This is a genomic window from Pseudomonas sp. BN607 (assembly GCF_029871175.1).
In the GTDB taxonomy this organism is placed as follows: Bacteria; Pseudomonadota; Gammaproteobacteria; order Pseudomonadales; family Pseudomonadaceae; genus Aquipseudomonas.
Genome location: NZ_SSOE01000056.1, coordinates 200,866 through 225,237 on the forward strand (window position 1 = coordinate 200,866; position 24,372 = coordinate 225,237).

Consider the following 24,372-nt stretch of genomic DNA (forward strand, 5'->3'; position numbering starts at 1 on the left):
ATGTGACGAAAGATGAACTGCGCGCAGAACTCGAGCGCCAGGCTGAACGTTACAAGGATGTTTACGGCGGCGAAGTGACCACTTATGCCGCGCAACCCGATCCGGAACGCAAACCTTGGCGCAAACGCGCCAGTGTGCGCGACCAGGCCTTCAGCCAGGAACTGGAACGTATTGAAAAGGAACTGCGCAGCGACGCTCCCTGACCCGGGACCACGCCAGCGCGTCGTCGCCCGGCCAGCCCGGGCGCGGTCGATCTTTACTGCTCGGCCGATGATGAAATGGAATTACACAAATTTCATACGACCGTTTGAATCTCGATGGCACTGTTTTTTTTGGCATTTTTTGCCTAGTTTCGGCATTTTTCGCGCTTTTTGAACGATTTTTACCTGCCTGAACGCCCCGCCTTGCACCACGCCTTGCGGCCATGAAGATTGCCATCGGTCTGTAGCGGGTGCATCGATTGCCAAGGTTTTCTGGCATAATCCCGCCCCCCTATGACCGCCAGACAACCTTCATGATCGATTTATTCAGCGGACTGGATGCCTGGGTGTTGGTGAGCTTGCTGCTCGCCTTGACCTTCGTACTCGCCTTCGAGTTCATCAATGGCTTTCATGACACCGCCAACGCGGTAGCTACCGTCATCTATACCAAAGCCATGCCGCCGCACCTCGCCGTGTTCTTCTCCGGCGTGTTCAACTTCCTTGGCGTTCTGCTGGGCGGTGTCGGGGTGGCCTATGCCATCGTGCACCTGCTGCCGGTAGAGCTGCTGATCAATGTGAACACCGGACACGGCCTGGCCATGGTTTTCTCGCTGCTGGCTGCGGCCATCACCTGGAACCTGGGCACCTGGTACTTCGGTATCCCCGCCTCCAGTTCGCACACGCTGATCGGCTCCATCCTTGGTGTCGGCCTGGCCAATGCGCTGATCAACGACATTCCGCTGGGCGACGGCGTCAACTGGCAGAAGGCGATCGACATCGCCATGTCGCTGGTGGTCTCGCCGATGGCCGGCTTCGCCGTTGCAGCCCTGGTACTGATCGGCCTGAAATGGTGGCGCCCGCTGTCGAAGATGCACAAAACCCCCGAGCAGCGCCGCAAGCTCGACGACAAAAAGCACCCGCCGTTCTGGAACCGCATGGTGCTCGTGGTCTCGGCCATGGGCGTCAGCTTCGTGCACGGCTCCAATGACGGTCAGAAAGGTATCGGCCTGATCATGCTGGTGCTGATCGGTATCGTCCCGGCCAAGTTCGTCCTCGACCTGAACAGCACCACCTACCAGATCGAGCGCACCCGCGACGCCACCCTGCACATGAGCCAGTTCTACCAGCGTAACGCCGCTACCCTGGGCGACTTCCTGGCCCTGGGCAAGGCCAAGGCCAGCGACCTGCCGGAGCAGTTCAGCTGCAACCCGCAGCAGACCGAGCCGACCATCGCCGCGCTGCAGTCCTCGCTGCAGGGCGTAACCGACTACCACAGCCTGGATACCGAAAAGCGCATCGAAGTACGCCGCTACCTGCTGTGCCTGGATGACACGGCGAAGAAGGTTGGCAAACTGCCTGGCCTGGATGCCCGCGAAAAGGCCGACCTGGAAAAACTGCGCAAAGACCTTACCGCCACCACCGAATACGCCCCGTTCTGGGTAATCGTGGCCGTCGCCTTGGCCCTGGGCCTTGGCACCATGGTTGGCTGGAAGCGCGTGGTGCTGACCGTTGGCGAGAAGATCGGCAAGCAGGGCATGACCTATGCCCAGGGCATGTCGGCACAGATCACCGCAGCCTGCGCCATCGGCATGGCCAACGTGTTCGCCCTGCCGGTGTCGACCACCCACGTGCTGTCGTCCGGTGTGGCCGGCACCATGGTCGCCAACAAGAGCGGCCTGCAGGGCGGCACCGTGAAGACCATCCTGCTGGCCTGGGTCCTGACCCTGCCGGCCTCGATGGGCCTGGCCGCTGGTCTGTTCTGGCTGGCGTCCAAAGCCATTGGCTGAGTGACACCGCTATTGAAAAAGGCGCCATCGGCGCCTTTTTCATTGGTGTAACCCCTGCACCGGCACTACTTCTTCTTGCTCCCCAACAACGACCCCATCAAGCCTCGCATCAACTGCCGCCCCAACTGATTGGCCGCCTGGCGCACCGCCGACTTGATCGCCTGCCCCGCCGCGCTCTGCAAGAAATCACCGGCCTTGTCGGCAAAGCTCTCTTCATCGACCTTCGGTTGCGGCGCCGGCTCCACCGCCTGGCCTTTACGCTGAGTCAGCATTTCATAGGCCGACTCACGGTCCACCGGTTTGTCGTAACGCCCCGCCAACGGCGAAGCGGCCAACCGTGCACCGCGCTCCGCAGCACTCAACGGCCCGATTCGCGATTGCGGCGGTGCAACCAGTACCCGCTGCACCATGGCCGGCGTGCCCTTCTCTTCCAAGGTACCCACCAGCGCCTCGCCGATCCCCAGCTCGGTGAGCACTGCCAGGGTGTCGAATGCCGGGTTGGGCCGGAAACCATCAGCCACAGCCCGCAACGATTTCTGCTCCTTGGCAGTGAACGCCCGTAAGCCATGCTGAATGCGCAAGCCCAGCTGGGCCAGCACTGCATCCGGCAAGTCGCCGGGTGACTGGGTAACGAAGTACACGCCAACCCCCTTGGAGCGGATCAGCCGCACCACCTGCTCCAGGCGGTCCTGCAAGGCCTTGGGGGTACCGTTGAACAGCAGGTGCGCTTCATCGAAGAACAACGCCAACACCGGTTTGTCGGCATCGCCGCGCTCGGGCAACTGCTCGAACAACTCGGCCAGCAGCCACAAAAGAAAGGTCGCGTAAACCTTGGGCGCCTCATGCACCAGCCGGGTGGCATCAAGCAGGTGGATACGGCCTCGGCCATCCGCGTCGGGGCGCAGCAAGTCCTCAAGTTGCAACGCCGGCTCGCCAAACAGCGCCTCGGCGCCCTGCTGCTCCAGGGTCGCCAGCCGCCGCAACAAGGCCTGGGTAGAAGCCGTAGTCATCAACGCGCTGTCTTCGCCCAGCAGCTGTGGGTTGTCCTTCAGGTGCGCGAGCAGTGCCTTGAGGTCCTTGAGGTCGAGTAGCAGCAGGCCCTCGCGATCGGCCACCTTGAACGCCGCATACAACGCCGCCTGCTGGCTGTCGGTCAGCTCCAGCAAGTTGCCCAGCAGCAGCGGCCCCATTTCGCTGAGTGTGGTGCGCAACGGGTGGCCGGACTGCCCGGCGATATCCCACAAGCTGACCGGATAGGCCTGCGGCACATGCCCCAGCCATGGCATGCCGGCGATCCGTTCCGCCACCTTGCCCTGTGGCGCACCGGCAGCACCCAGGCCGCAGAGGTCCCCTTTGACGTCGGCGGCAAACACTGCCACCCCGGCGTCGCTGAACACTTCCGCCAGGTGTTGCAGGGTGACGGTCTTGCCAGTACCCGTCGCACCCGCCACCAAGCCGTGACGGTTGGCAAGTCGCATGGCCTGCCCGACTGGCTGGCCATCCGGGCCAGCACCTACAACGATGGTCGAAGTTTCCGGCATCTCATCAATCCTCTGCTCAAGCTTTAACTAAATTCGGCCGATACCTTTGGGTGATATTCGCCTTAATAGAGAGGAACAACCGAAAAGGGACTTTTCGGGATGTTGCACTGGCTACAGCTCCACTCGTGCGAACGCCTGATATAAAACCTTAGCGGAACCGATTACGCCATGAACAAAAGCCTTCGTTTCAGCCACAAGATTCTATTGGCAGCATCACTGATCGTGATACTCGCCTTCAGCCTTTTCACCCTCTACAACGATTACCTCCAGCGTAATGCGATCCGCGAGAACCTGGAAAACTATCTGGCTGAAATGGGCACCTCCACTTCCACCAATATCCGCAACCTGTTCGAAGGCCGGATCAAACTGGTGGAAAACCTGGCGCAGAACATTGCCCAGGACCCGGCCAACGCCGAGACCCTGATGGGCCAGAATGCACTGGTTTCCAGCTTCCTCACCGTCTATCTGGGCAAGGTCGATGGCGGTTTCAGCGTGCGCCCTGATTCGAAGATGCCGGACGGCTACGACCCGCGCACCCGCCCTTGGTACAAAGATGGCATGAATGCCAGCGGGGCGACCCTGACCGAGCCGTACATCGACATGACCACCAACAAGATGGTCATCGGCATCCTCAGCAAGGTCTCCAGCAGTGTTGGCGTAGTCGGTGGCGACCTGGCCCTGGACGGCCTGGTGCAGATCATCAACTCGCTGAATTTCGGCGGCATGGGCTACGCCTTCCTGGTCAACGACCAAGGCAAGGTTCTGGTGCATCCGGACAAAGACCTGGTGATGAAGTCGCTGTCAGACCTGTTCCCGCAGCACACGCCTAAATTGACCGGTGAGCTGACCGAAGTACACAGCGATGGCCAGACCCGCCTGCTGACCTTCAGCCCCATCACTGGCCTGCCATCGGCCAACTGGTACATCGGCCTGTCGGTGGACAAGGACAAGGCCTTCTCGATGCTCAGTACTTTCCGCACCTCGGCGGTGATCGCCACGGTGGTGGCGGTGGTAATCATCATCGGCCTGCTCGGCCTGCTGATCCGCGTGCTGATGCAGCCGCTGCACACCATGACCCGTGCCATGGAAGACATCGCCGAGGGTGAAGGGGACCTGACCAAGCGCCTGCGCATCCACAACCACGATGAATTCGGCATCCTCGGCAACGCCTTCAACCGCTTCGTCGAACGCATTCACAGCAGCATCAGCGAAGTTTCCTCGGCCACCGAGCAAGTCAACGAAGTGGCCCTGCGGGTCATCAGCGCTTCCAACTCGTCGATGACCAACTCCGACGAGCAGTCCAACCGCACCAACAGTGTTGCCGCCGCCATCAACGAACTGGGCGCCGCAGCCCAGGAAATTGCCGGTAATGCCGCCCAGGCTTCGCAGCACGCCAGCTCGGCGCGCCTGTTGGCCGAAGAAGGCCAGCAGGTGGTCGAGCGCAATATTGCAGCCATGAACCGCCTGTCGGACCTGATCGTCACCTCCAGCGAGCACATCGAAACGCTGAACAGCAAGACCGTGAACATTGGCCAGATCCTCGAAGTGATCACCAGCATTTCCCAGCAGACCAACCTGCTGGCGCTGAACGCCGCCATCGAAGCGGCCCGCGCCGGGGAAGCCGGGCGAGGTTTTGCCGTGGTTGCCGATGAAGTGCGCAACCTGGCACATCGCACCCAGGAATCAGCGCAACAGGTACAGACCATGATCGAAGAACTGCAGGTCGGTGCCCGCGAATCGGTCGAGACCATGGACCAGAGCCAGCGCCACAGCCAGGACAGCATGCAGATCGCCAACCAGGCCGGCGAACGCCTGGACAGCGTGACCGTGCGCATTGGCGAGATCGACGGCATGAACCAGTCGGTGGCCACGGCCACTGAAGAACAGACCGCCGTGGTCGAGGCGATCAACATGGACATCAACGAGATCAACATGCTCAACCAGGAAGGCGTCGAGAACCTTCAGGCCACCCTGCGTGCGTGCGCCGACCTTGAACAACAGGCCGGGCGCCTGAAGCACCTGGTGGGCAGTTTCCGCATCTGACAGGTACTCCACCGCCCCTGCAGGAATAGCCTTGTGCTGCGAAGCGGCCAGTTCAGCCTAAACAGCTGTACTCGCCCTTCGCAAAACAAGGCTGCTCCAGCAAAACAGCGGTTTTCCTTCCTGCTACACCCCGCCCAACCCCGATCGAACAAACTATCCTTCACAAAGGTCAACCTTTAGGCGTGTCATCGCCGGCAATCCAGCGCCGGATGACAGACCCGAAGACGATCCCGGAGGGATGCTGATCGTGCACATCGCCGACATCACCATGTTCTACGCCCCGGCCAGCGGGGGCGTACGTACCTATCTTGATGCCAAACACCGCCGCCTCGACGCCATCCACGGCGTACGCCACAGCCTGTTGATTCCCGGCCCCAGCGCCCAGCACGCTGATGGCGTCTACCAGGTACCCGCCCCCCCTCTGCCGTTTGGCAAGGGGTACCGCTTTCCGGTACGCCTGGCCCCGTGGTGCAAGACACTGCGCACCCTCAAGCCCGACCTGATCGAAGTCGGCGACCCTTATCTGACCGCCTGGGCAGCGCTGGAGGCACGGCGCCAGCTCGATGTCCCGGTGATCGGCTTCTACCATTCCGATCTGCCGCTGCTGGTCAGCAACCGTATGGGCAACTGGTTCACCCCCAATGTCGAAGCCTATGTCAGCAAGCTTTACGGCAATTTCGACCGGGTGCTGGCCCCCAGCCAGGTCATGGCCGACAAGCTGCGCCGCCTGGGTGTACGTGACGTCCACGTGCAGCGCCTGGGTGTCGACCTGGCCACCTTCCACCCCGAACAGCGTGACCCGGGCCTGCGCGCGCAACTGGGCATTGCCGACACCAGCCGGCTGCTGATCTACGCCGGTCGCGGCTCGCGGGAGAAGAACCTGCCGGTTCTGCTCGACTGTATTCAGCAGCTTGGTCAGCCCTACCACCTGTTGCTGGTGGGCTCGAACATGCCGGCCAATGTGCCGCACAACGTCAGCGTGATCGACCACTTCTGCCCCGCAGCAGAGGTCGCCCGGCTGATGGCCAGCGCCGACCTGCTGGTGCATGCAGGTGACCAGGAAACCTTCGGCCTGGTCATTCTCGAAGCCATGGCCAGCGCCACCCCTGTGGTCGCAGTGCGCGCCGGTGCGTTTGGTGAAATCATCAACGAGCAGTGCGGCCGCCTGTGTCGCCCCAACGATGCCCAGGCCATGGCCACGGCAGTGCGCGAGGTATTCGAAACCGGAGTAGACGAACTCGGCGCACAGGCCCGTCGACATGTAGAACAGCACTACTCCTGGGAGAATGTGGTCACCGGCCTGCTGCAGCACTACCAGGCTGTGCTTGGCCACCAGCCGCAGGTACTCGCCCATGGTTGAGCCACTACCGGCATCGCGCAGCCTGATGCTGGTGCTGCACGATGTCGCGCCCGAGACCTGGCCCGACTACCAGCCCTTCGTCCAGGCCGTCGATGCCATCGGCGGCGTGCCCATGACCTGGCTGGTGGTACCGGACTTTCACCAGCGCAACCCGCTGCTGCGCTCACCGGGCTTCTGCAGCCTGCTGGAGCGGCGCCTGGCCCAAGGCGATGAGTTGGCCCTGCACGGTTATCACCATGCCGACAATGGCCCGCCGCCGCGCACCCCCGGCGAATACTTCATGCGCCGTATTTACACCCACGAAGGCGAGTTCTACGGCCTCGACCAGCAACAGGCGCTGCAACGCCTGAAACACGGCCTGGCGCTGTTCGACCAGCAGGGCTGGCCGGTGGCCGGCTTTGTCGCGCCGGCCTGGCTGATGAGCGAAGGTACCCGCCAGGCCCTGCGCCAGCTGCCCTTGCGCTACACCAGCACACCGCAGCATCTGTACCGCCTGCCGGAGTTCACCCCGATCAAAGCCCCCGGGCTGGTATGGAGCGCCCGCAGTGCCTGGCGCCGCGGGCTGTCGAGGGCGCTGTGCGACTGGCAATGCCGGCGCTGGCAGAATGCCGAAACCTTGCGCCTGGGCCTGCACCCGGTGGACATGCGCCACCGCACCTCCCGTGAATACTGGCTAAGCACCTTGCGCAGCCTCATGGCACAAGGCCGCGAGCCACTGACCAAGTCGGCCTGGCTGGACCGCCAGGCCAGCGCATGAATCGCCTGGCCTGGCTCGGCCTGGCGCTGATCGGCGCCGTGCTGGTGCCAACCTTGCTCGGCGGCAGCGAGCTGCTGCCCAGGCTACAGCGCTTCGACCCCGGGCTGATGCTGACGCTGCTGGGCATGATCCTGTTGTGCTGGGTAATCAACGCAATGCGCCTGCGCTTGCTGCTCGGCCAGCAGGGCTCAAGGCTTGGACGCATTCGGAGCCTGGGCGTGGTGATGGCCACCGAGTTCGCCATCTGCACGACCCCCGGCGGGAGCGGTGGGCCACTGACCCTGATGGCCCTGCTGGCGCGTGAGCGTATCGGCCCCGCGCGCAGCGGCGCGGTATTCGCCATGGACCAGCTGAACGACCTGGTGTTTTTCTTTTGCGCCATGCTGGCAATCGCCGGCTATGCGTTGTTCCACAGCCTGGGGCGTAGCCAGGAAAGCATGTTGCTAGGCAGTGCACTGCTGCTCTGCAGCGCGTTGGCTGGCGTGATCGGGTTGTTGCGCTACCGACGCCCGCTGATGCGTCTGAACGGCAAGCTACTGCAACGCCTGGGCGTAGGCCACCCGCGCAAACGCCGCTGGGCGCGCAAGGTGTTGCATTTCATCGACGCGCTGGCACAGACCTGGGGGCTGCCTAAACGCACGCTGACAACGGTGTTCATCCTCACCTGCGTCCACTGGGGGCTGCGCTACAGCGTGCTGTATCTGGTATTGCGCGGGTTGGGCGTGGACCTGGCGTGGATCCCCAGCTTCCTGGTGCAGATGGTGTCGCTCAGTGCCGGCCAGTTCAGCTTGCTACCCGGCGGAGCAGGTGCTGCCGAGCTGACCTCGGCCAGCCTGCTGACGCCACTCGTGGGCAGTTCCACAGCAGCTGCTGCGATCCTGATATGGCGAGCGGTTACTTATTACTTCTACCTGTTGGCCGGTGGGCCGGTGTTCGTATGCCTGCTGGCGCGTCCGTTACTGGAGCGCTGGCGGCGTCAGGCGGGTTGAGCTGTTGCCAGAGCTCGGCAGCACCGGGGAAGTCGGTGCCGTCGGTGTCGGCCAGGGCTTCGGGGTCATAGCGGGCAAGGCAACCTTCGCCCAGGGTGGGAGGGGGTGAGGCATGGGGTTGGTTGCGCCGCTTGGCCATCGGGATCTCCCTCAAGGTTGCCGGGGGCCCTTCCCACCCCAACCGCCGGCAAGCCAGGTGCAATACCTGTGAAAGCTTGCCGACGCTGGGCTGCAAGGCAGCCCCCTACACCATCAATCAAACACCACAGTCTTGTTGCCATGCACCAGTACGCGGTCTTCCAGGTGATAGCGCAAGCCACGAGCCAGCACCATCTTCTCGACATCGCGGCCAAAGCGGACCATGTCCTCGATGCTGTCGGCATGGCTGACACGTACCACGTCCTGTTCGATGATCGGGCCGGCGTCCAGCTCTTCGGTGACGTAGTGGCAAGTTGCGCCGATCAGTTTCACGCCACGCAGCGAGGCCTGGTGATAAGGCTTGGCGCCCACGAACGACGGCAGGAAGCTGTGGTGAATGTTGATCACCTTCTCGGCATAGTCCCGGCACAGTTGTGGCGGCAGAATCTGCATGTAGCGGGCAAGCACTACAACGTCGGCAGCATGCTCCTCGACCAGGCGCGACACTTCGGCAAAGGCCGGGGCCTTGTCCTTGGGGTCGACCGGTACATGGAAGAACGGAATACCGTGCCACTCGACCATGCTGCGCAGGTCGTTGTGGTTGGAGATCACACAGGGAATCTCGCAATCCAGCTCATCGGTGTGCCAGCGGTGCAGCAGGTCGGCCAGGCAGTGCGATTCACGGCTGGCCATCAATACCACGCGTTTTTTTTGCGCCGAGTCGGTAACACGCCACGTCATCGAGAACTCTTCGGCGATGGGGGCAAACGCCTCGCGGAAGGCTTCAATACCGAACGGCAGCGATTCAGCGCGGATTTCATGGCGCATGAAGAACCAACCGCTCTGCTCATCGGAGTGGTGGCTGGCTTCGTTGATCCAGCCATTGTACAAGGCCAGAAAATTACTGACTTTCGCCACGATGCCTACACGGTCGGGGCAGGCGATCACCAGACGATAGGTGCGCATGAATGAGACTCCAGAACTTCGCAAAGGCGCCTATTCTAGCGGCCCGCCAGGAAAAACGCAGTATCGATTGCAGCAGCCGGGCCGGAGTGGCGAAGGCGACGTACTGTAGCCGTGTGTGACAGACATGACCAAACACAGGGCTTTATGTAAATTTTTGTTCACCTGAGAAATATTGTCACAGCTTAATTAACAGTTAACTGGCCAATATTAGGTTTACTTGCGAGTATCGCCTGTCTATTATTGCCTCACACATTTTCCGAACACGCATTAAGGAACACTCCATGTCCCTGATCAACGAATACCGCGCTACCGAAGAAGCCATCAAGGAACTTCAGGCCCGCCTGGCCAACCTGTCCCAGGATGACAAGCTGAAGAAAGAACTGGAGTTCGAAGGCAAACTGCGCAACCTGATGGGCGAGTACTCCAAGTCGCTGCGTGACGTGATTGCCCTGCTGGACCCAGAGTCGAAACTGAGCAAGGGCCCGCGTGGTGCAGTCAAGGCTGTTGCCACCAAGCGTGCGCGCAAGGTCAAGCAATACAAGAACCCGCACAACGGTGAAGTGATCGAAACCAAAGGCGGCAACCACAAGACCCTGAAAGAGTGGAAAGCCAATTGGGGCGGTGATGTGGTTGAAAGCTGGGCTACCCTGCTGGACTGATTGTCCGCCTACGCCCTTGCTTATCGCAGCAACAACGCCGGCATATTGCCGGCGTTGTTGTTTCTGGCCTTCAGCCAATTGCAAACTGCTGCTGCAACTGCCGGGCATGCACTTGCCAGGCCTCCAGCACACGCCGGCCCGCCTCATTGGCGCCCTCCCAGGCTTGCTGGCGCGCCTGTTCGAAGTCGCCCAGCGTGTTTGGCGCGCCCCATTGCGGCTCGCTCAGGCGCTGCCGACAGAAGCCATGCCAGCGTTGCCGCTCTTCGCCACTTAGGGTCTCGGGGAAGTTGCGCGCCCGATAGCGGAACAACAGTTCCGGCAATCGCGGGTCGTCGAACATCCAGTGGCCGTGGCTCAACTGCGCCGGTTCCAGGCCCCGAACTTGCTCGCACAAACGGCGGTCACGGTCACCGATAAAACCGTCATACAACTGCTGTTCAGGATCTTCACTCGGGGCGAAGTCTTCCGTGCCGTAGATGTGTTCCAGCTTGTCTTGCCATTGCGCCTGTTGATTGGCCAACTGTTCGCCACGCAATTGTAACAACGTCAAGTCCAGGCCTAACCGTTGTTGATCGGCTGGTCGTAATACCGACAGCGGCGCCAGTACCGGGCAGCGGTTGATCTGTACCAGTTTCAACGGTACCGGTAATTCCCCGTCGGCCAATTCATCATGCCGGGTGTACAAACGCTGGCGCAAAACTTCGGCACTTTCCCTCAGTAACGGTAGGGTTTCCTGATGCAGATCGCACACAATCAATGCATTGCGATTGCGGGGGTGCCACGCCAGTGGCAATACGACACCCAGGTAATTACGTGCTGCTGAAAAGCGCCCGGAAATATGCACCAGTGGCTGCAATAAACGGATCTGCTCCATCACTTTGTGCTTGCTGCGCAACTGGAACAGCCAGTCATACAACTTGGGCTGCTTCTGGCGGATCAGGCGGGCCAGTGCAATGGTTGCCCGCACGTCGGAAAGCGCTTCGTGGGCATGGCCGTGGTCAATGCCATTGGCCTTGCTGAGCAATTCCAGGCGCAGGCTGGTGCGCCCGTCCTGCTGCGGCCATTGAATGCCGTCGGGGCGCAAGGCATAGGCGGTGCGCACGATGTCAATCAGGTCCCAGCGGCTGTTGCCGCCCTGCCATTCACGGGCATAGGGGTCAAAAAAGTTGCGGTACAGACTGTAGCGCGTCACTTCGTCATCGAAGCGCAGCGTGTTGTAGCCAGCGCCACAGGTACCCGGCTGCGCCAGCTGTGCGTGCACCCGGGTCATGAACTCGGCTTCGCACAGGCCCTGCTCGGCCAACAGTTGCGGAGTGATGCCAGTCACCAGGCACGCCGCCGGGTGCGGAAGGATGTCGTCGGAGGGGCGGCAATAAAGGCTGATCGGCTCATCGATCTCGTTGAGGTCGAAGTCAGTGCGCACGCCGGCCACCTGCAGCGGCCGGTCGCAGCGCGGGTTGATGCCGGTGGTTTCGTAGTCGTGCCAGAAAATGCTGGAGGTCACGGGGTCGTCCTGTATCAAGGTCGACCCGATTCTAGCGCGATTCCTGGCGAACCAAGGCTCAGACGGAGGCGTTGGCGGGGCGGAAGCTGAAATAGTCGCGCAGCGAATGCACGAAATCATCGTACTCACGGGGCGCTTGCAGCAGCATGAAGCCCGAATCGTAATGCCCTGGCGTCTGGTCTTCGCTGCACCACAGGCAACTGGCGGTAAGGTTGACGAACTGATGGCCGCCGCCAACCAACGGCATGCGTAATTGCAGCTCGTAGTCGGGCCCGACCAGCACAGGTAACTGGCTGATGACCATCAGGCCGTCTTCGGAGGCGTTGCCCAGCTGGCCGATCTCCTGACCGGTAAAGCGGTTGAACACCTTGAGGACGCAAGGCAGCTGATGGCGTTCGATGTGGCGCTTGTTGAACATGATCGCGAGTGTATTCCGTACCTGATGCCAGGAATACAAGGTACTGGCGGTTGTTGTAACAGCTGAGTTACAGATTAGCGCAGGGCGCGCGGCAAATCCCGTGAAATAAATCACACCTTGGCATTAACGCCAAGGTGCACTCGTCACCGGGCTGGCCACGGCAGCTTCGCCGCGACGGTAATGCCCCAGTTTCTCGAGGGTCTGCAGGCGTGCCTGGGCGCGGTAGGCGTATTCGTTGCCCGGGTATTTCTGGATCAAGTACTGGTAGGTCTGCGCGGCATCAACGTACAAGGCCTGCCGCTCGAGGCATTGGCCGCGCAGCAGCGACACCTCGGGGTGGATGAACGGCCGCGCACGGCTGGTGCGGTCGACTTGCGACAGCTCAAGCATGACCCGCGCACAATCGCCACGGTCGTAGGCGCGATAGGCATTGTTCAGGTGGTGGTCCATGGACCAGCGGGTGCAGCCGACAGCGCTGGCGGCCAGGGCTAAAACGATCAGGGCTCGCATGGGGATCTCCTTTGATACCAGTGTATCGGCGTTTGCATGCAAATCTTCACACCCTTTTGCCAGGATACCTTGCCCGTTCAAATGCCACCCTGCCTTGGTCGCAGGTAGTGCAACGGAACAATGACTACAGCGCAATTGAGGAGTAGCCTTTCGCTGCGCTTCACTATAGGAGTCTGTGCATGAGCATCCGCCGTACCAAAATCGTCGCCACCCTTGGCCCCGCCAGCAACTCGCCGGAAGTGATCGAACAGCTGATCCTCGCCGGCCTGGACGTGGCACGCCTGAACTTCTCCCACGGCACTCCGGACGAGCACAAGGCCCGCGCGCGCCTGATCCGTGACATCGCCGCCAAGAACGGCCGCCATGTTGCACTGCTGGGCGACCTGCAGGGTCCCAAGATCCGCATCGCCAAGTTCGCCAACAAGCGCATCGAACTGAAGATCGGTGACAAGTTCACCTTCTCCACCGCTCATCCGCTGACCGAAGGCAACCAGGACATCGTCGGTATCGACTACCCCGATCTGGTCAAGGACTGCGGCGTCGGTGACGAACTGCTGCTCGACGATGGCCGCGTGGTCATGCGCGTCGAGACTGCCACCGCAGACGCCCTGCACTGCGTGGTGATCATCGGTGGCCCGCTGTCGGACCACAAAGGCATCAACCGCAAAGGTGGCGGCCTGACCGCACCGGCCCTGACCGAAAAAGACAAGGCCGACATCAAGCTGGCGGCGGAAATGGACCTGGATTACCTGGCCGTATCCTTCCCGCGCGATGCCAGCGACATGGAATATGCCCGCAAGCTGCGTGACGAGTCCGGCGGCAGCGCCTGGCTGGTGGCCAAGATCGAACGCGCCGAAGCGGTAGCCGACGACGAGACCCTGGACAAGCTGATCCTCGCTTCCGACGCCGTCATGGTTGCCCGTGGTGACCTGGGCGTGGAAATCGGCGACGCCGAGCTGATCGCCATCCAGAAGAAGATCATCCAGCACGCTCGCCGCAACAACAAGGCGGTGATCGTGGCGACCCAGATGATGGAGTCGATGATCCAGAACCCGATGCCGACCCGTGCCGAAGTGTCCGACGTGGCCAACGCCGTGCTGGACAACACCGACGCGGTAATGCTGTCGGCCGAGAGTGCTGCCGGTTCTTACCCGATCGAAGCCGTACAGGCCATGGCCCGTATCTGCTCCGGCGCCGAGAAGCACCCGACCAGCCAGAAGTCCAGCCACCGCCTGCACACTACGTTCGAGCGCTGCGACGAGAGCATTGCCCTGGCGGCCATGTACACCGCCAACCACTTCCCGGGCGTGAAAGCGATCATCGCACTGACCGAAAGCGGCTACACCCCGTTGATCATGTCGCGCCTGCGTTCGCACGTGCCGATCTTCGCCTTGTCGCCGCACCGCGCTACCCAGGCCCGTGCCAACATGTTCCGTGGCGTCTACCCGATTGCCTTCGACCCGGCCTCGTTGCCGGCCGACAAGGTCAGCCAGGCAGCCGTCGACGAACTGCTCAAGCGCGGCCTGGTGGAGCAAGGTGACTGGGTGATCCTGACCAAGGGTGACAGCTACCACACCATCGGTGGCACCAACGGCATGAAAATCCTGCACGTCGGTGATCCGCTGGTCGGTTGATAGCGCCGAGGGGCCGCGTTGCGGCCCAATCGCCGGCAAGCCAGCTCCCACAGGCTCAGGCCTGATGCAATCCTGTGGGGCTGGCTTGGCGGCGATCAGGCCAGACTCATCACCCCCAATGCCTCAGGCATGCTCAACGAACACATCTGCGTACACCTGCCCCCGCGGCACCCCGGCAATGAACAGCCGCCGGGCAAACCGCTCTACACTCCCCGGCGCGCCACAGAGCAACGCTACCGTCTGCCGTGACGACGGGCGCAAGCTGGCAAGCGCTTCATCCAGCTGATCCGCCAGCACCAGCTCTACATTCACCCCGGGCAACGCCTGCAGCGCCTGCGCCAAATAATGCCCTGCCTGATCCCGCGCTACATGCAGCAGCCGAATCTCCCCCCGGTGCCCCTGGCGCAATGCATCGCGCAAGATGCCCCACAACGGCGCCAGCCCGGTCCCCGCTGCCAATAACCAAAGCGGCCGCTCCTGCCAGTCCGGGTCGTAATGCAAGGCTCCGCCCCTCAGCTCACCCAGGCGCAGCTCATCGCCAACCTGTAACCCCCGCGCCTTGTCACAAAAGGCACCCGGGCGCAGGCAATCGATATGAAACTCAAGGTAATCATCCTCACCCGGCAGGCTGGCCAGGGAATAAGGCCGGGCAACCTCGCCCAGCCACAGCACCACATGCTGGCCCGCCTGATAACGCAGTGCTCGCGTGGGCTGTAAACGTAAACGCAACACATCGCCGAACCAGTCCAGTGCACTGACCTTGGCCGGCACACCATCGTGCCGAGGGTCGAACAGTGCCACGTGCACGTCTTCGACCACCCGGCACTGGCAGGCCAGGCGCCAGCCTTGGGCATGCTTGTCCAGGGCCAGGGCCTCGGGCATGGCGTCCAGCAGCTGCCCGCCCTGGCAATGCACCAGGCAGGCATGACAGCTACCGGCGCGGCAACTGTACGGCACATTCAACCCGGCCTCGTTCAAGGCATCGAGCAGGTTGCTGCCGGTCGGCACCGCCCAGCGGCGCTCGCCCACGCAAAGTTCGGGCATGTTCAGGTATCTCTTCCACTGCAGGTTGTTGGGGGCGCAAAAGAGCCACCAGAGATTTTAAGGCCAGTCACAAGTGTCAGCAGCAAAAAGGATGCCTGCCCCCCAACCGACCATGGTCCAGACCACTCGCAGGTGTTTCACGCCGTGAGGCACGCTATACTGCCGCGCCCTTTTGCGTCGGCCATGCTGCCGGCGCGCCTTTGCAAGGCGTTTCGACATGCTGGTCGGCACCGTCGAGCGTCTCTATGAATGTTCCCGTCTTTAAGAGGAGCGCGCTGCATGACCGTGATCAAGCAAGACGACCTGATTCAGAGCGTCGCCGACGCCCTGCAATTCATCTCGTACTACCACCCCGTCGATTTCATCCAGGCCATGCACGAGGCCTATCTGCGTGAGGAGTCGCCTGCTGCACGCGATTCCATCGCCCAGATCCTGATCAACTCGCGCATGTGCGCCACCGGCCACCGCCCGATCTGCCAGGACACCGGTATCGTCACCGTGTTCGTGCGCGTGGGCATGGACGTGCGCTGGGACGGCGCCACCCTGAGCGTCGACGACATGATCAACGAAGGTGTGCGCCGCGCCTACAACCTGCCTGAAAACGTCCTTCGCGCTTCGATCCTGGCCGACCCGGCAGGTGCCCGCAAGAACACCAAGGACAACACTCCGGCAGTGATCCACTACTCCATCGTCCCTGGCGACAAGGTCGAGGTCGATGTCGCAGCCAAGGGCGGCGGCTCGGAGAACAAGTCGAAGATGGCCATGCTCAACCCGTCCGACTCGATCGTCGACTGGGTGCTGAAGACTGTGCCGACCATGGGTGCTGGCTGGTGCCCGCCTGGCATGCTCGGCATCGGCATCGGCGGTACCGCCGAGAAGGCCGCGGTCATGGCCAAGGAAGTGTTGATGGAGTCCATCGACATCCACGAACTCAAAGCGCGTGGCCCGCAGAACCGTCTGGAAGAAATCCGCCTGGAACTGTTCGAGAAGGTCAACCAGCTGGGCATCGGCGCCCAGGGCCTGGGTGGCCTGACCACCGTGCTCGACGTCAAGATCATGGACTACCCGACCCACGCCGCTTCCCTGCCGGTGTGCATGATCCCCAACTGCGCAGCCACCCGCCACGCTCACTTCGTGCTCGATGGCTCCGGCCCGGCCGAGCTGGAAGCGCCGTCGCTGGACGCCTACCCGGAAATCGTCTGGGAAGCGGGCCCAAGCGCCCGTCGCGTCAACCTCGACGACATTACCCCGGAAGAAGTCGCCAGCTGGAAGCCGGGCGAAACCATCCTGCTCAACGGCAAGATGCTGACCGGTCGCGATGCCGCGCACAAGCGCATGGTCGAAATGCTCAACCGTGGTGAAGCGCTGCCGGTGGACCTGAAAGGCCGCTTCATCTACTACGTCGGCCCGGTCGACCCGGTCGGTGACGAAGTGGTAGGCCCAGCCGGCCCGACCACCGCCACCCGCATGGACAAGTTCACTCGCCAGATCCTCGAGCAGACTGGCCTGCTGGGCATGATCGGCAAGTCCGAGCGTGGCCCAACCGCAACCGAAGCGATCAAGGACAACAAGGCCGTGTACCTGATGGCCGTGGGTGGCGCTGCCTACCTGGTGGCCCAGGCCATCCGCAAGTCGAAGGTCCTGGCCTTCGCCGAGCTGGGCATGGAAGCGATCTACGAGTTCGAGGTCAAGGACATGCCGGTGACTGTTGCCGTAGACAGCAATGGTGAGTCGGTGCACATCACTGGCCCTGCCCTGTGGCAGAGCAAGATTGCCGAAAGCCTGGCCGTCGAAGTGAAGTAACCTGATGTAACTGCGGCAGCTGCTTCGCGGGCAAGCCCGCTCCCACAGGTAACGCGTAGCCTTCTGGCTTGCGCTGTCCTTGTTGGAGCGGGCTTGCCCGCGAAGGGGCCGCCACTGTCATTAAAGGACTCTCTCAAACTGCTCCGGCCAGTCCCGCCAGGTAAACACCTGCCCCTCCCGCCTCACCCGTCGCACTTCCTCCAGGTCCACCTCACACACCAGCCACTGGCTGCAGTCCGGGTTCAACTGCTCACTCAACGCCACCACGCCATCGCCCGGCATGCCGTGATCCGGCGGCACGAACAAGCCTGCCCGGCCGATATTCTCGTCCAACGCCGGCGACCAGGGCGCCACCCCCACCGTAGGGCTCTGCAACACAGCAATCTGGTTCTCCAGGGCTCGTGCCTGAGCGCCAATCCGCACCCGGTGGTAGCCGGCCTCGGTATCGGTACAACTCGGCGCCAGGATCAGGTCGGCACCACCCTCGGCCAGGCGCCGGGCCAGCATCGGGAATTCGTTGTCATAGCAGATCAGGATCCCCAGGCGGCCCAGTTCGGTCTCGAACACCTGCAGTCCCTGGCCCGCCGCGATGTCCCACTGTTCCCGCTCGAAGCGGGTCATCATCAGTTTGTCCTGGTAACCCAGCATACCCTTGGGCCCGAACAACCAGGCCCGGTTGCGGTAGCGCCCGTCGCTGTCCAGCACCGGCACACTGCCCGGTTGCAGGTAGATCCCCCAGCGCCGGGCAAGGCTTTCACACAAGGCTTTCCACGGTTCGATCAGCGGCTGGATACCGGCAATCGACGCCTGCAGGTCACCGCGCAGTTCAACGCTCAACTGGCCGCTGAGCACCAGCCCGGCGTACTCCGGCAACAGCAGCAAGCGGGCACCCGCCTCCACGGCTTCAGCGCACAGGCCTTGCAGGTGGTCGGCGTAAGACTCCCAGGTTTCATGCAGCTCGACGGCATACTGGCAGGCCGCCAGGCGGATCATATCGGCAGTTCCTTGAGCCAGAACGACATCAGCTTGTCGGAGCTTTCTGCTTCGTCAATGTCGCGCCAGGCATAACGGGTACGCAGCGATGGGTCGTGCAGGAAGCCGCGGTTGCGCCAGAAGCCATGCAAAGGCTTGTAATCGGCGGGCCGGCGTGGGTGCACACCCGGCCGCTCGACCGCGCAGAACGCGCAGTAGTCGAACTCGGCCAGTTTGTGCGCGTAGGATTCGCGTTCGATGAAGAACCGCACCCCCAGGCCCTGGCCGCGGTATGCCGGCAGTACCAGGGACTCACCGAAGTAGTAAACGCTGGCCGGGTCGCGCCCCTGAGCCACGAAGGGCTGCTGGAATTCAGGCGCTACGTCCACCAGCGGCAGGCCGGTGGAGGCGCCGACCACCTCGCCGTCATCCAGTGCCAGCACCACCAGGCTGCGCCCGGAACGGGCGTAGCTGGCGAGGTAATCAGCTTCGTACTCCGGGGTGCCGTCGTAAAGGTAGGGGAACTCGCGGAACACACTGAGGCGCAGGCGAGCGAGGTCATCGATGTAAGGCGCGATAGCGGCGCCGTGCAACAGGCGTATTTCCATGCTTGGCGGTCGTTTTGTCGATGTGGATGACGCGCTCGGCTAAGCCGGGCTTGAGGGGAAACCCTATCATCCGTCGCAACGACCCGCCTTTTCCCTACACGACAGGTATTGTTCCATGACCGCTACCGAACTGGTAAATGCTTACTACGCCGCCTTCAACGCTGGCGACATGCAGGCCTTCATGGCGCTGCTCAGCGAGGACGTGATCCACGATATCAACCAGGGCGAGCGGCAGATGGGCAAGGCCAGGTTCGCCGCGTTCATGGACAAGATGAACCGCTGCTACCGCGAGCGCCTGGCCGATATCGTGGTGATGCAGAACGCCGACGGCAGCCGTGCAGCGGCAGAATTCACGGTGCAGGGTGAATACCTGGCCGATGACGAAGGGCTGCCGGCGGCCAACGGGCAGACCTACGTGCTGCCGGCGGGGGCATTCTTCTATATCCACTGCGGCAAGATTGCCCGGGTGACCAACTACTACAACCTCACTGACTGGGTTGAGCAGGTAGCCTGAAGCCTGTTTGAGCCGTGTTGGCTGCACTGGCCTCTTCGCGGGTAAACCCGCTCCCACAGGGACCCACTGAACCTGAGAAGTGTGATGTACCCGCGAAGAGGCCCTGTCAGGCGATGCGGGTGCCCAGCACCTTCAGGAATGCCGCCAGCCAGGCAGGGTGAGCCGGCCAGGCCGGCGCGGTGACCAGGTTGCCATCCACATGCGCCTGGTCCACCGCAATATCGATGAACGTGCCGCCCGCCAGGCGTACCTCCGGTGCACACGCCGGGTACGCACTGCATTCGCGCCCCTCCAGCACGCCAGCCGCCGCCAGCAGTTGTGCGCCATGGCACACCGCCGCAATCGGCTTGCCGGCCTGGTCGAATGCCCGCACCAGCTCCAGGACCTTCTCATCCAGGCGCAGGTACTCCGGCGCGCGGCCACCCGGGATCAGCAGTGCGTCGTAACCCTCGGGCCGCACCCGCACAAAGTCATAGTTCAGGGCAAAGTTGTGCCCAGGCTTTTCGCTGTAGGTCTGCTCACCCTCGAAATCGTGAATCGCGGTGCGCACGGTCTGCCCCGCCAGCTTCTCAGGGCACACTGCATGCACCGTGTGGCCGACCATGCTCAGCGCCTGGAAGGGCACCATCGCTTCGTAATCCTCGACGTAATCGCCAACCAGCATCAAAATCTTCTTAGCCGTCATCGCACCCACTCCTTCGATTGCCTTGGGACAGTCACTGCACGATAGCCGCTCTCAGTCGCGACGGTCGAGCAAGTTCACCACCAGGCGATCGAGCCAGCCCCACACCCGCTGCTTCACCCGCCGCCACAACGGCCGGGCATGCCAGTGAGCCAGGTCGATTTCCTCGCTCAGGGCAAAGTCGCGCTCGAAGCTGGCGACCACGGCGGCCGTCAAAGGCGGGTCCAGTGCCTCGATGTTGGCCTCAAGATTGAAGCGCAGGTTCCAGTGGTCGAAGTTGCACGACCCCACACTCACCCAGTCGTCCACCACCGCCATTTTCAGGTGCAGGAAGCACGGCTGGTATTCGAATATCCGCACCCCGGCGCGCAGCAGGCGCGGATAGTAACGGTGCCCGGCATACCGCACCGAAGGGTGGTCGGTGCGTGGGCCGGTCAGCAACAACCGCACGTCAAGCCCTTTGCTGGCCGCACGGCGTAACGAGCGGCGTACGCTCCAGGTGGGCAAGAAGTATGGCGTTGCCAGCCAAACCCGCTGCTTGCCACTGTTCAGCGCCCGTACCAGCGCATGCAGGATGTCCTGATGCTGACGGGCGTCGGCATAGGCTACCCGGCCCATGCCCTGCCCCTGCGCCGGTACCTTGGGCAGGCGCGGCAAGCCAAAGCCCTCGGCCGGGCGCCAGGCGGTGCGGCGGTTGTTTGCCTGCCACTGGCGGTCGAACAGCAGTTGCCAGTCAGTCACCACCGGGCCTTGCATCTGCACCATGACCTCGTGCCAGTCGCTGCTCGGCTCACCCGGCGTCCAGAACTCGTCGGTAACCCCTGTCCCGCCCACCACGGCCCAGCGCTCATCCACCAGCAACAACTTGCGGTGATCGCGGTACAGGTTGCGCAACCCGCGCTTCCAGCGCAGGCGGTTGTACCAGCGCAGGTACACGCCCGCGTCCAGCAGGCGCTGGCGCAATTTGCTGTTGAACGCCAGCGAACCATAGTCATCGAACAGGCAGCGTACCCGCACGCCACGCCGGGCGGCCTGCTCCAGCGCCTCGACCACTGCATCGGCACAGGCGCCAGCCTCTACCAGGTACAGCTCCAGATCGACCTGGAACTCGGCGCGCACAATCGCCGTGAGCATCCGCGGAAAGAACTCGGGTCCGTCGATCAGCAGTTCGAACTGGTTGCCATCCCGCCAGGGGAAGACCGGCCCCGGCATGTCAGCGAGCGGTGAAGATCAGCACCGCATTGACCGGTACCGACGGGTTGATGGATTTGAGCTTGGCGAATTTACGCAGGCTTTCCAGCCCCGGCAGCAGGCCGAAATCCTCGGCACGCAGCACCAGTGGCTCAAGTGTCACCACCTGGAACCGCCGCGCATCCAGACGGGTGGCCAGCAACAGCGCATTGTAGCTGTGCGATTGGCCATGCAGGGTAACTGTCAACGGCAGGCGCAACTCGATCTGCGCGCCGTCGGCCAGGTCGTTGATCGGCCGCAGGTCGATGTGCGCCCGCACGGTCGCCTCGGCAAAACGCTCGACCTCGAACAGGCTGTCGCGCATCTGCTCATCGCGCAGCGGAATACCACTGCTGACCGAATCCATCTCGATCCGCAGCCCGGCCGTGCCCTTGCGATCGACACTGCCGTGCAACACCAGAAAACGATGGACTTCGGCGGTATCACCGTTCTTGCCGGTCACGAACGACAGGCGCGAAGACTCGCCATCAAGATGCCAGTTGGCATGGGCGGGCAGGCACAAAGCCAGCAACAGGGCGGGTAGCAGGCGGGGCAACTTGAACATGACTGATCTCGTGAAACCAAGCCGCCAACCTTACCCGCCCACCTTCACGGCAGCAAGCGGCAGCCCTCGCGAGGGCCTTGCCAGGCAGCCTGGTTGCGCTGGCCAAGGCCCTCGGCGGTAACCAGACGCTGCAGGCTGTTTTCCTCCAGCCGGCGCAACGGCAGCCATTGCTTCACGTAGCCCCGGCAGTACGCCTCGTCGAAGCCCATGACGAAGCGGCACGAGCAGTACTCCTTGGCCGAGTAAGCCGAGAGAATGCCCGGGAAGTCTGCCAGCGCCTGGCGCTCCAGCCACGCCCAGCCGAGCAAGGCGAGCATGGCCAGCAACAGCGCACGCCTCATGCACCCTCCTTGGGTAACGCCGCCAACACCCGCTTCAGCAGTTCGTCATGACGGTAGCTGCCGTCACGGTCATCGCCGTAACGCACGATAACCAGCTTCTGCGAAGGCAGCACATATAGCGCCTGGCCCCAATGACCCAGGGCGGCGAAGGTATCGGCGGGCGCACTCGGCCAAGGCCGATCGGCGCCGGTCAGCGGTTGGTTGAGCCACCAGTGGCCGCCGGGGTTGGCCTCGCCGGGCAGCGCTTCGGCCTGGGCAAAGGCTGTACGGTTGAAGGCCACCCAAGCCCGGGGCAACAGTTGTTGGCCCTGCCAGCGCCCGTCGCGCTGCATCAGCAAGCCAATGCGCGCCAGGTCGCGGGCGGTGAGGTACAGGTAGGAAGAACCGACATAGGTGCCTGCCCGGTCACGCTCCCACACGGCACTGTCGATACCCAGTGGGTGGAACAACGCCTGCCAGGGGTAGTCAGCATACTGCCCGGCGTCGAGCATGCCGCGCAGTGCGGCGGCCAGCAGGTTGCTGTCGCCGCTGGAATAGAGGAAGCGCTGACCGGGGCTGGCCGCCGTACCCCGCGCAGCGGTGTAGGCGGCCATGTCCTCGCGGCCGCGGGTATACAGCATGGCCACCACCGAAGACTTGAGCGGGGCATACTCGTAGTCTTCCTGCCAACTCAAGCCACTGGCCCAGTGCAGCAGGTCGACCATGCGTATGTCCGGGTGGGTGCGCATGGCCGGGTAGAAGCGGCTGACCGGGTCTTGCAGCTGGAACCGGCCCTGGCCCTGAGCCACGCCCAGCAGCGTGGCCAACACGCTCTTGCTGATCGACCAGGTGAGGTGCGCGGTGGCAGCGCTGCTGGGGGCGCTGTAGCGTTCGTGGAGAATACGGCCGTCGCGGATGATCAACAGGGCGTCGGTACGGATGCCTTTGCGCTCAGGCACGGAAGTTGCGGGGAACGCGTAGGCGTCAACGGCTTGAAAGTCGAGGCTGGCAGGGTCGATCAGCCAGTCCGGCTGGGGCCAATCTTCTGCCCAGGCGCACCCCGTAACCAGCGCCAGTGTCAGCAGGAGTGCCTTCATCGTGTTCGCCTTCTTTGGGGCCGCTTTGCGACCCCGGGGTTCATCGAATCACAGCAAACTATCAGGCATTCATGACAATCCCGCAGCAGCCCAAGCCTTGCTCAGCCGCTTCTCTCGCGCCGCCATGGCCAGCGCCATCACCCCCTGGTCACGCTGCCAAAGCTCGGCCCAATGTGCCGGCCCCGCCGCCAACGCTGCGTCGATCTCCCCTCGCAGCGCCTGAAACTGCGCAAACAACCCGCCCAGCAACAAATGGCAACCCGGGCTGTCGGCACACTGCCGGCTACCCTCGGCACACCCGGCCAACAGCCCCAGCAGTTGCAGGCGCAACCCCTGTGGCCAGCCACATGCCTGCCCCACGCCGTACAGCCAGGCCGTCAACGCCGTAAGTACATACAAATCCTCCAGCGAGCGGAACGGTTTAACGTAGGCATCCCAACCGTCACCGGCCAGCAGCTCGCACGCGGCCTGTTCCAGCAGCAGCCGGCCGTGGCCCACTTCCGGCATCAGCGGCAAGGTCGGCAGCGGCTCCAGCGTCACCCCCGGCTCGCCGGGGTAAACCACTGCAAGTTTCAAGCGCGGCGCCGCACCTGCCGGCTCGCTGCGCGCCGCCACCAGCAGCCACTCTGCCTCAAGCCCAGCGGTGACGAAATCCTTGCTACCCGTCAGCCGCAAACCGTCCAGCCGCGTGTGCATGTCGGCCGGCCGCACGCTGCGCCGCTCCGTGGCACACAACGCGCCAAGGCTGGGCGGCGCACTGGGCCACAGCACGCGCAAGGCCGCCTGGTAACCCACCAGGAAGGCCAGGCCCGGGGTGGGCATCGCGCGCCCGCCCAGTACCGCCAGTTCGAGCGGCGCAACCGGGCCAAGGCGCTCTAGAAGCGCGGCATAGGTTTCGCCCAGGGTGCCCGCCAGCGCTTGGCGTAGCGGGTCGTTGAGTCGTTGCAACCAGGCCATGAAACAGCTCCTTGCCGGGGGCTTTCGATGAAGGCTCAGGGGGTGTCACGCAAGCATCACCAAAGGTTCACAGG

The 24,372-nt window shown here is 63.0% G+C and carries 24 protein-coding genes; 10 read left to right on the forward strand and 14 right to left on the reverse strand.

Annotated features, from left to right (window positions below):
• Nucleotides 1-2 precede the first annotated feature (2 nt).
• Entirely contained in the window at nt 3-203 is a 201-nt protein-coding gene (locus E8E68_RS14820; RefSeq protein WP_110742672.1) for a hypothetical protein, read from the forward strand.
• A 311-nt stretch (nt 204-514) separates the two neighbouring features.
• Nucleotides 515-1,987: an inorganic phosphate transporter gene (locus E8E68_RS14825; protein ID WP_110742671.1), complete on the forward strand. Its 1,473-nt coding sequence runs from the start codon at nt 515-517 to the stop codon at nt 1,985-1,987.
• A gap of 65 nt (nt 1,988-2,052) precedes the next feature.
• Here E8E68_RS14825 and E8E68_RS14830 read toward each other — a convergent pair whose 3' ends face one another.
• Entirely contained in the window at nt 2,053-3,528 is a 1,476-nt protein-coding gene (locus E8E68_RS14830; protein WP_266031830.1) for a helicase HerA-like domain-containing protein, read from the reverse strand.
• 168 nt (nt 3,529-3,696) lie between these two features.
• Between E8E68_RS14830 and E8E68_RS14835 the strand changes: the two genes are divergently transcribed.
• The 4 genes from E8E68_RS14835 (at nt 3,697) to E8E68_RS14850 (ending at nt 8,677) form a co-directional block, all read left to right on the forward strand.
• Nucleotides 3,697-5,571, forward strand: coding sequence for a methyl-accepting chemotaxis protein (locus E8E68_RS14835; protein WP_266031831.1), 1,875 nt, complete (start codon nt 3,697-3,699; stop codon nt 5,569-5,571).
• A gap of 238 nt (nt 5,572-5,809) precedes the next feature.
• Complete coding sequence (locus tag E8E68_RS14840) at nt 5,810-6,931, forward strand: glycosyltransferase family 1 protein (protein WP_266031832.1); 1,122 nt, start codon at nt 5,810-5,812, stop codon at nt 6,929-6,931.
• Nucleotides 6,924-7,688, forward strand: coding sequence for a DUF2334 domain-containing protein (locus E8E68_RS14845; RefSeq protein WP_266031833.1), 765 nt, complete (start codon nt 6,924-6,926; stop codon nt 7,686-7,688). The genes E8E68_RS14840 and E8E68_RS14845 overlap by 8 nt, the downstream gene beginning before the upstream one ends.
• On the forward strand, nt 7,685-8,677 hold the full coding sequence (locus E8E68_RS14850; protein WP_266031834.1) for a lysylphosphatidylglycerol synthase transmembrane domain-containing protein: 993 nt from the start codon (nt 7,685-7,687) through the stop codon (nt 8,675-8,677). Before E8E68_RS14845 ends, E8E68_RS14850 begins: the two co-directional genes overlap by 4 nt.
• 252 nt (nt 8,678-8,929) lie before the next feature.
• On the opposite strand, the gene purU is transcribed toward E8E68_RS14850, so the two are convergent.
• Nucleotides 8,930-9,781, reverse strand: a complete 852-nt coding sequence (gene purU / locus E8E68_RS14860; RefSeq protein ID WP_110742665.1) for a formyltetrahydrofolate deformylase — start codon at nt 9,779-9,781, stop codon at nt 8,930-8,932.
• Between the two features lie 281 nt (nt 9,782-10,062).
• Between purU and mvaT the strand changes: the two genes are divergently transcribed.
• Complete coding sequence (gene mvaT, locus E8E68_RS14865; RefSeq protein ID WP_110742664.1) at nt 10,063-10,440, forward strand: histone-like nucleoid-structuring protein MvaT; 378 nt, start codon at nt 10,063-10,065, stop codon at nt 10,438-10,440.
• Nucleotides 10,441-10,510: 70 nt separating this feature from the next.
• Here the strand turns inward: mvaT and sbcB are convergent, their stop codons facing one another.
• The 3 genes from sbcB to E8E68_RS14880 all read right to left on the reverse strand — a co-directional run bounded on the left by sbcB (nt 10,511) and on the right by E8E68_RS14880 (nt 12,872).
• Nucleotides 10,511-11,944, reverse strand: coding sequence for an exodeoxyribonuclease I (gene sbcB / locus E8E68_RS14870; protein ID WP_280342503.1), 1,434 nt, complete (start codon nt 11,942-11,944; stop codon nt 10,511-10,513).
• A gap of 58 nt (nt 11,945-12,002) precedes the next feature.
• Entirely contained in the window at nt 12,003-12,362 is a 360-nt protein-coding gene (locus E8E68_RS14875; RefSeq protein ID WP_110742662.1) for a PilZ domain-containing protein, read from the reverse strand.
• 123 nt (nt 12,363-12,485) lie between these two features.
• On the reverse strand, nt 12,486-12,872 hold the full coding sequence (locus E8E68_RS14880) for a tetratricopeptide repeat protein (protein WP_110742661.1): 387 nt from the start codon (nt 12,870-12,872) through the stop codon (nt 12,486-12,488).
• 179 nt (nt 12,873-13,051) lie between these two features.
• Here E8E68_RS14880 and pyk point away from each other — a divergent pair, with 179 nt between their 5' ends.
• The gene (pyk, locus tag E8E68_RS14885) at nt 13,052-14,506 is read left to right on the forward strand and encodes a pyruvate kinase (RefSeq protein WP_110742660.1); all 1,455 of its coding nucleotides are present in this window, start codon (nt 13,052-13,054) and stop codon (nt 14,504-14,506) included.
• A gap of 123 nt (nt 14,507-14,629) precedes the next feature.
• On the opposite strand, the gene E8E68_RS14890 is transcribed toward pyk, so the two are convergent.
• Nucleotides 14,630-15,550 (reverse strand): iron-sulfur-binding ferredoxin reductase, encoded by a 921-nt coding sequence (locus E8E68_RS14890; RefSeq protein WP_280342509.1) that lies wholly within the window; start codon nt 15,548-15,550, stop codon nt 14,630-14,632.
• Between the two features lie 279 nt (nt 15,551-15,829).
• Between E8E68_RS14890 and E8E68_RS14895 the strand changes: the two genes are divergently transcribed.
• Nucleotides 15,830-17,353: a fumarate hydratase gene (locus E8E68_RS14895; RefSeq protein ID WP_280342512.1), complete on the forward strand. Its 1,524-nt coding sequence runs from the start codon at nt 15,830-15,832 to the stop codon at nt 17,351-17,353.
• 120 nt (nt 17,354-17,473) lie between these two features.
• On the opposite strand, the gene E8E68_RS14900 is transcribed toward E8E68_RS14895, so the two are convergent.
• Nucleotides 17,474-18,346, reverse strand: a complete 873-nt coding sequence (locus E8E68_RS14900) for a carbon-nitrogen hydrolase family protein (protein WP_110742658.1) — start codon at nt 18,344-18,346, stop codon at nt 17,474-17,476.
• Nucleotides 18,343-18,933 (reverse strand): GNAT family N-acetyltransferase, encoded by a 591-nt coding sequence (locus E8E68_RS14905; protein WP_266031838.1) that lies wholly within the window; start codon nt 18,931-18,933, stop codon nt 18,343-18,345. The genes E8E68_RS14900 and E8E68_RS14905 overlap by 4 nt, the downstream gene beginning before the upstream one ends.
• Nucleotides 18,934-19,048: 115 nt before the next feature.
• Between E8E68_RS14905 and E8E68_RS14910 the strand changes: the two genes are divergently transcribed.
• Nucleotides 19,049-19,447, forward strand: a complete 399-nt coding sequence (locus E8E68_RS14910; protein ID WP_280342517.1) for a nuclear transport factor 2 family protein — start codon at nt 19,049-19,051, stop codon at nt 19,445-19,447.
• 106 nt (nt 19,448-19,553) lie between these two features.
• On the opposite strand, the gene E8E68_RS14915 is transcribed toward E8E68_RS14910, so the two are convergent.
• The 6 genes from E8E68_RS14915 to E8E68_RS14940 all read right to left on the reverse strand — a co-directional run bounded on the left by E8E68_RS14915 (nt 19,554) and on the right by E8E68_RS14940 (nt 24,298).
• Complete coding sequence (locus tag E8E68_RS14915) at nt 19,554-20,132, reverse strand: DJ-1/PfpI family protein (protein ID WP_266031840.1); 579 nt, start codon at nt 20,130-20,132, stop codon at nt 19,554-19,556.
• 51 nt (nt 20,133-20,183) lie between these two features.
• Nucleotides 20,184-21,341 carry a phosphatidylserine/phosphatidylglycerophosphate/cardiolipin synthase family protein gene (locus E8E68_RS14920; RefSeq protein WP_110742654.1) on the reverse strand — a complete coding sequence of 386 codons (1,158 nt, stop codon included), beginning with the start codon at nt 21,339-21,341 and terminating at the stop codon, nt 20,184-20,186.
• Nucleotide 21,342: 1 nt separating this feature from the next.
• Entirely contained in the window at nt 21,343-21,924 is a 582-nt protein-coding gene (locus E8E68_RS14925; protein WP_266031841.1) for a YceI family protein, read from the reverse strand.
• Nucleotides 21,925-21,968: 44 nt separating this feature from the next.
• Nucleotides 21,969-22,265, reverse strand: a complete 297-nt coding sequence (locus E8E68_RS14930) for an amidase (protein WP_266031842.1) — start codon at nt 22,263-22,265, stop codon at nt 21,969-21,971.
• Nucleotides 22,262-23,341 (reverse strand): serine hydrolase, encoded by a 1,080-nt coding sequence (locus tag E8E68_RS14935; protein ID WP_280342521.1) that lies wholly within the window; start codon nt 23,339-23,341, stop codon nt 22,262-22,264. Before E8E68_RS14935 ends, E8E68_RS14930 begins: the two co-directional genes overlap by 4 nt.
• Before the next feature lie 69 nt (nt 23,342-23,410).
• Nucleotides 23,411-24,298 carry an acyl-CoA dehydrogenase gene (locus E8E68_RS14940; RefSeq protein ID WP_266031844.1) on the reverse strand — a complete coding sequence of 296 codons (888 nt, stop codon included), beginning with the start codon at nt 24,296-24,298 and terminating at the stop codon, nt 23,411-23,413.
• Nucleotides 24,299-24,372 lie beyond the last annotated feature (74 nt).

Excerpts from the sequence above, each read along its gene's own strand:
- mvaT (WP_110742664.1), top strand. The coding sequence starts at position 10,063 with ATGTCCCTGATCAACGAATACCGCGCTACCGAAGAAGCCATCAAGGAA.
- E8E68_RS14900 (WP_110742658.1), bottom strand. The coding sequence starts at position 18,346 with ATGATCCGCCTGGCGGCCTGCCAGTATGCCGTCGAGCTGCATGAAACC.
- E8E68_RS14840 (WP_266031832.1), top strand. The coding sequence starts at position 5,810 with ATGCTGATCGTGCACATCGCCGACATCACCATGTTCTACGCCCCGGCC.
- E8E68_RS14890 (WP_280342509.1), bottom strand. The coding sequence starts at position 15,550 with ATGCCCGAACTTTGCGTGGGCGAGCGCCGCTGGGCGGTGCCGACCGGC.
- E8E68_RS14835 (WP_266031831.1), top strand. The coding sequence starts at position 3,697 with ATGAACAAAAGCCTTCGTTTCAGCCACAAGATTCTATTGGCAGCATCA.
- purU (WP_110742665.1), bottom strand. The coding sequence starts at position 9,781 with ATGCGCACCTATCGTCTGGTGATCGCCTGCCCCGACCGTGTAGGCATC.
- E8E68_RS14910 (WP_280342517.1), top strand. The coding sequence starts at position 19,049 with ATGACCGCTACCGAACTGGTAAATGCTTACTACGCCGCCTTCAACGCT.
- E8E68_RS14845 (WP_266031833.1), top strand. The coding sequence starts at position 6,924 with ATGGTTGAGCCACTACCGGCATCGCGCAGCCTGATGCTGGTGCTGCAC.
- E8E68_RS14905 (WP_266031838.1), bottom strand. The coding sequence starts at position 18,933 with ATGGAAATACGCCTGTTGCACGGCGCCGCTATCGCGCCTTACATCGAT.
- E8E68_RS14920 (WP_110742654.1), bottom strand. The coding sequence starts at position 21,341 with ATGCCGGGGCCGGTCTTCCCCTGGCGGGATGGCAACCAGTTCGAACTG.
- E8E68_RS14850 (WP_266031834.1), top strand. The coding sequence starts at position 7,685 with ATGAATCGCCTGGCCTGGCTCGGCCTGGCGCTGATCGGCGCCGTGCTG.
- E8E68_RS14875 (WP_110742662.1), bottom strand. The coding sequence starts at position 12,362 with ATGTTCAACAAGCGCCACATCGAACGCCATCAGCTGCCTTGCGTCCTC.
- E8E68_RS14930 (WP_266031842.1), bottom strand. The coding sequence starts at position 22,265 with ATGAGGCGTGCGCTGTTGCTGGCCATGCTCGCCTTGCTCGGCTGGGCG.
- E8E68_RS14940 (WP_266031844.1), bottom strand. The coding sequence starts at position 24,298 with ATGGCCTGGTTGCAACGACTCAACGACCCGCTACGCCAAGCGCTGGCG.
- E8E68_RS14925 (WP_266031841.1), bottom strand. The coding sequence starts at position 21,924 with ATGTTCAAGTTGCCCCGCCTGCTACCCGCCCTGTTGCTGGCTTTGTGC.
- E8E68_RS14830 (WP_266031830.1), bottom strand. The coding sequence starts at position 3,528 with ATGCCGGAAACTTCGACCATCGTTGTAGGTGCTGGCCCGGATGGCCAG.
- E8E68_RS14880 (WP_110742661.1), bottom strand. The coding sequence starts at position 12,872 with ATGCGAGCCCTGATCGTTTTAGCCCTGGCCGCCAGCGCTGTCGGCTGC.
- pyk (WP_110742660.1), top strand. The coding sequence starts at position 13,052 with ATGAGCATCCGCCGTACCAAAATCGTCGCCACCCTTGGCCCCGCCAGC.
- E8E68_RS14915 (WP_266031840.1), bottom strand. The coding sequence starts at position 20,132 with ATGACGGCTAAGAAGATTTTGATGCTGGTTGGCGATTACGTCGAGGAT.
- E8E68_RS14935 (WP_280342521.1), bottom strand. The coding sequence starts at position 23,341 with ATGAAGGCACTCCTGCTGACACTGGCGCTGGTTACGGGGTGCGCCTGG.
- E8E68_RS14895 (WP_280342512.1), top strand. The coding sequence starts at position 15,830 with ATGACCGTGATCAAGCAAGACGACCTGATTCAGAGCGTCGCCGACGCC.
- E8E68_RS14825 (WP_110742671.1), top strand. The coding sequence starts at position 515 with ATGATCGATTTATTCAGCGGACTGGATGCCTGGGTGTTGGTGAGCTTG.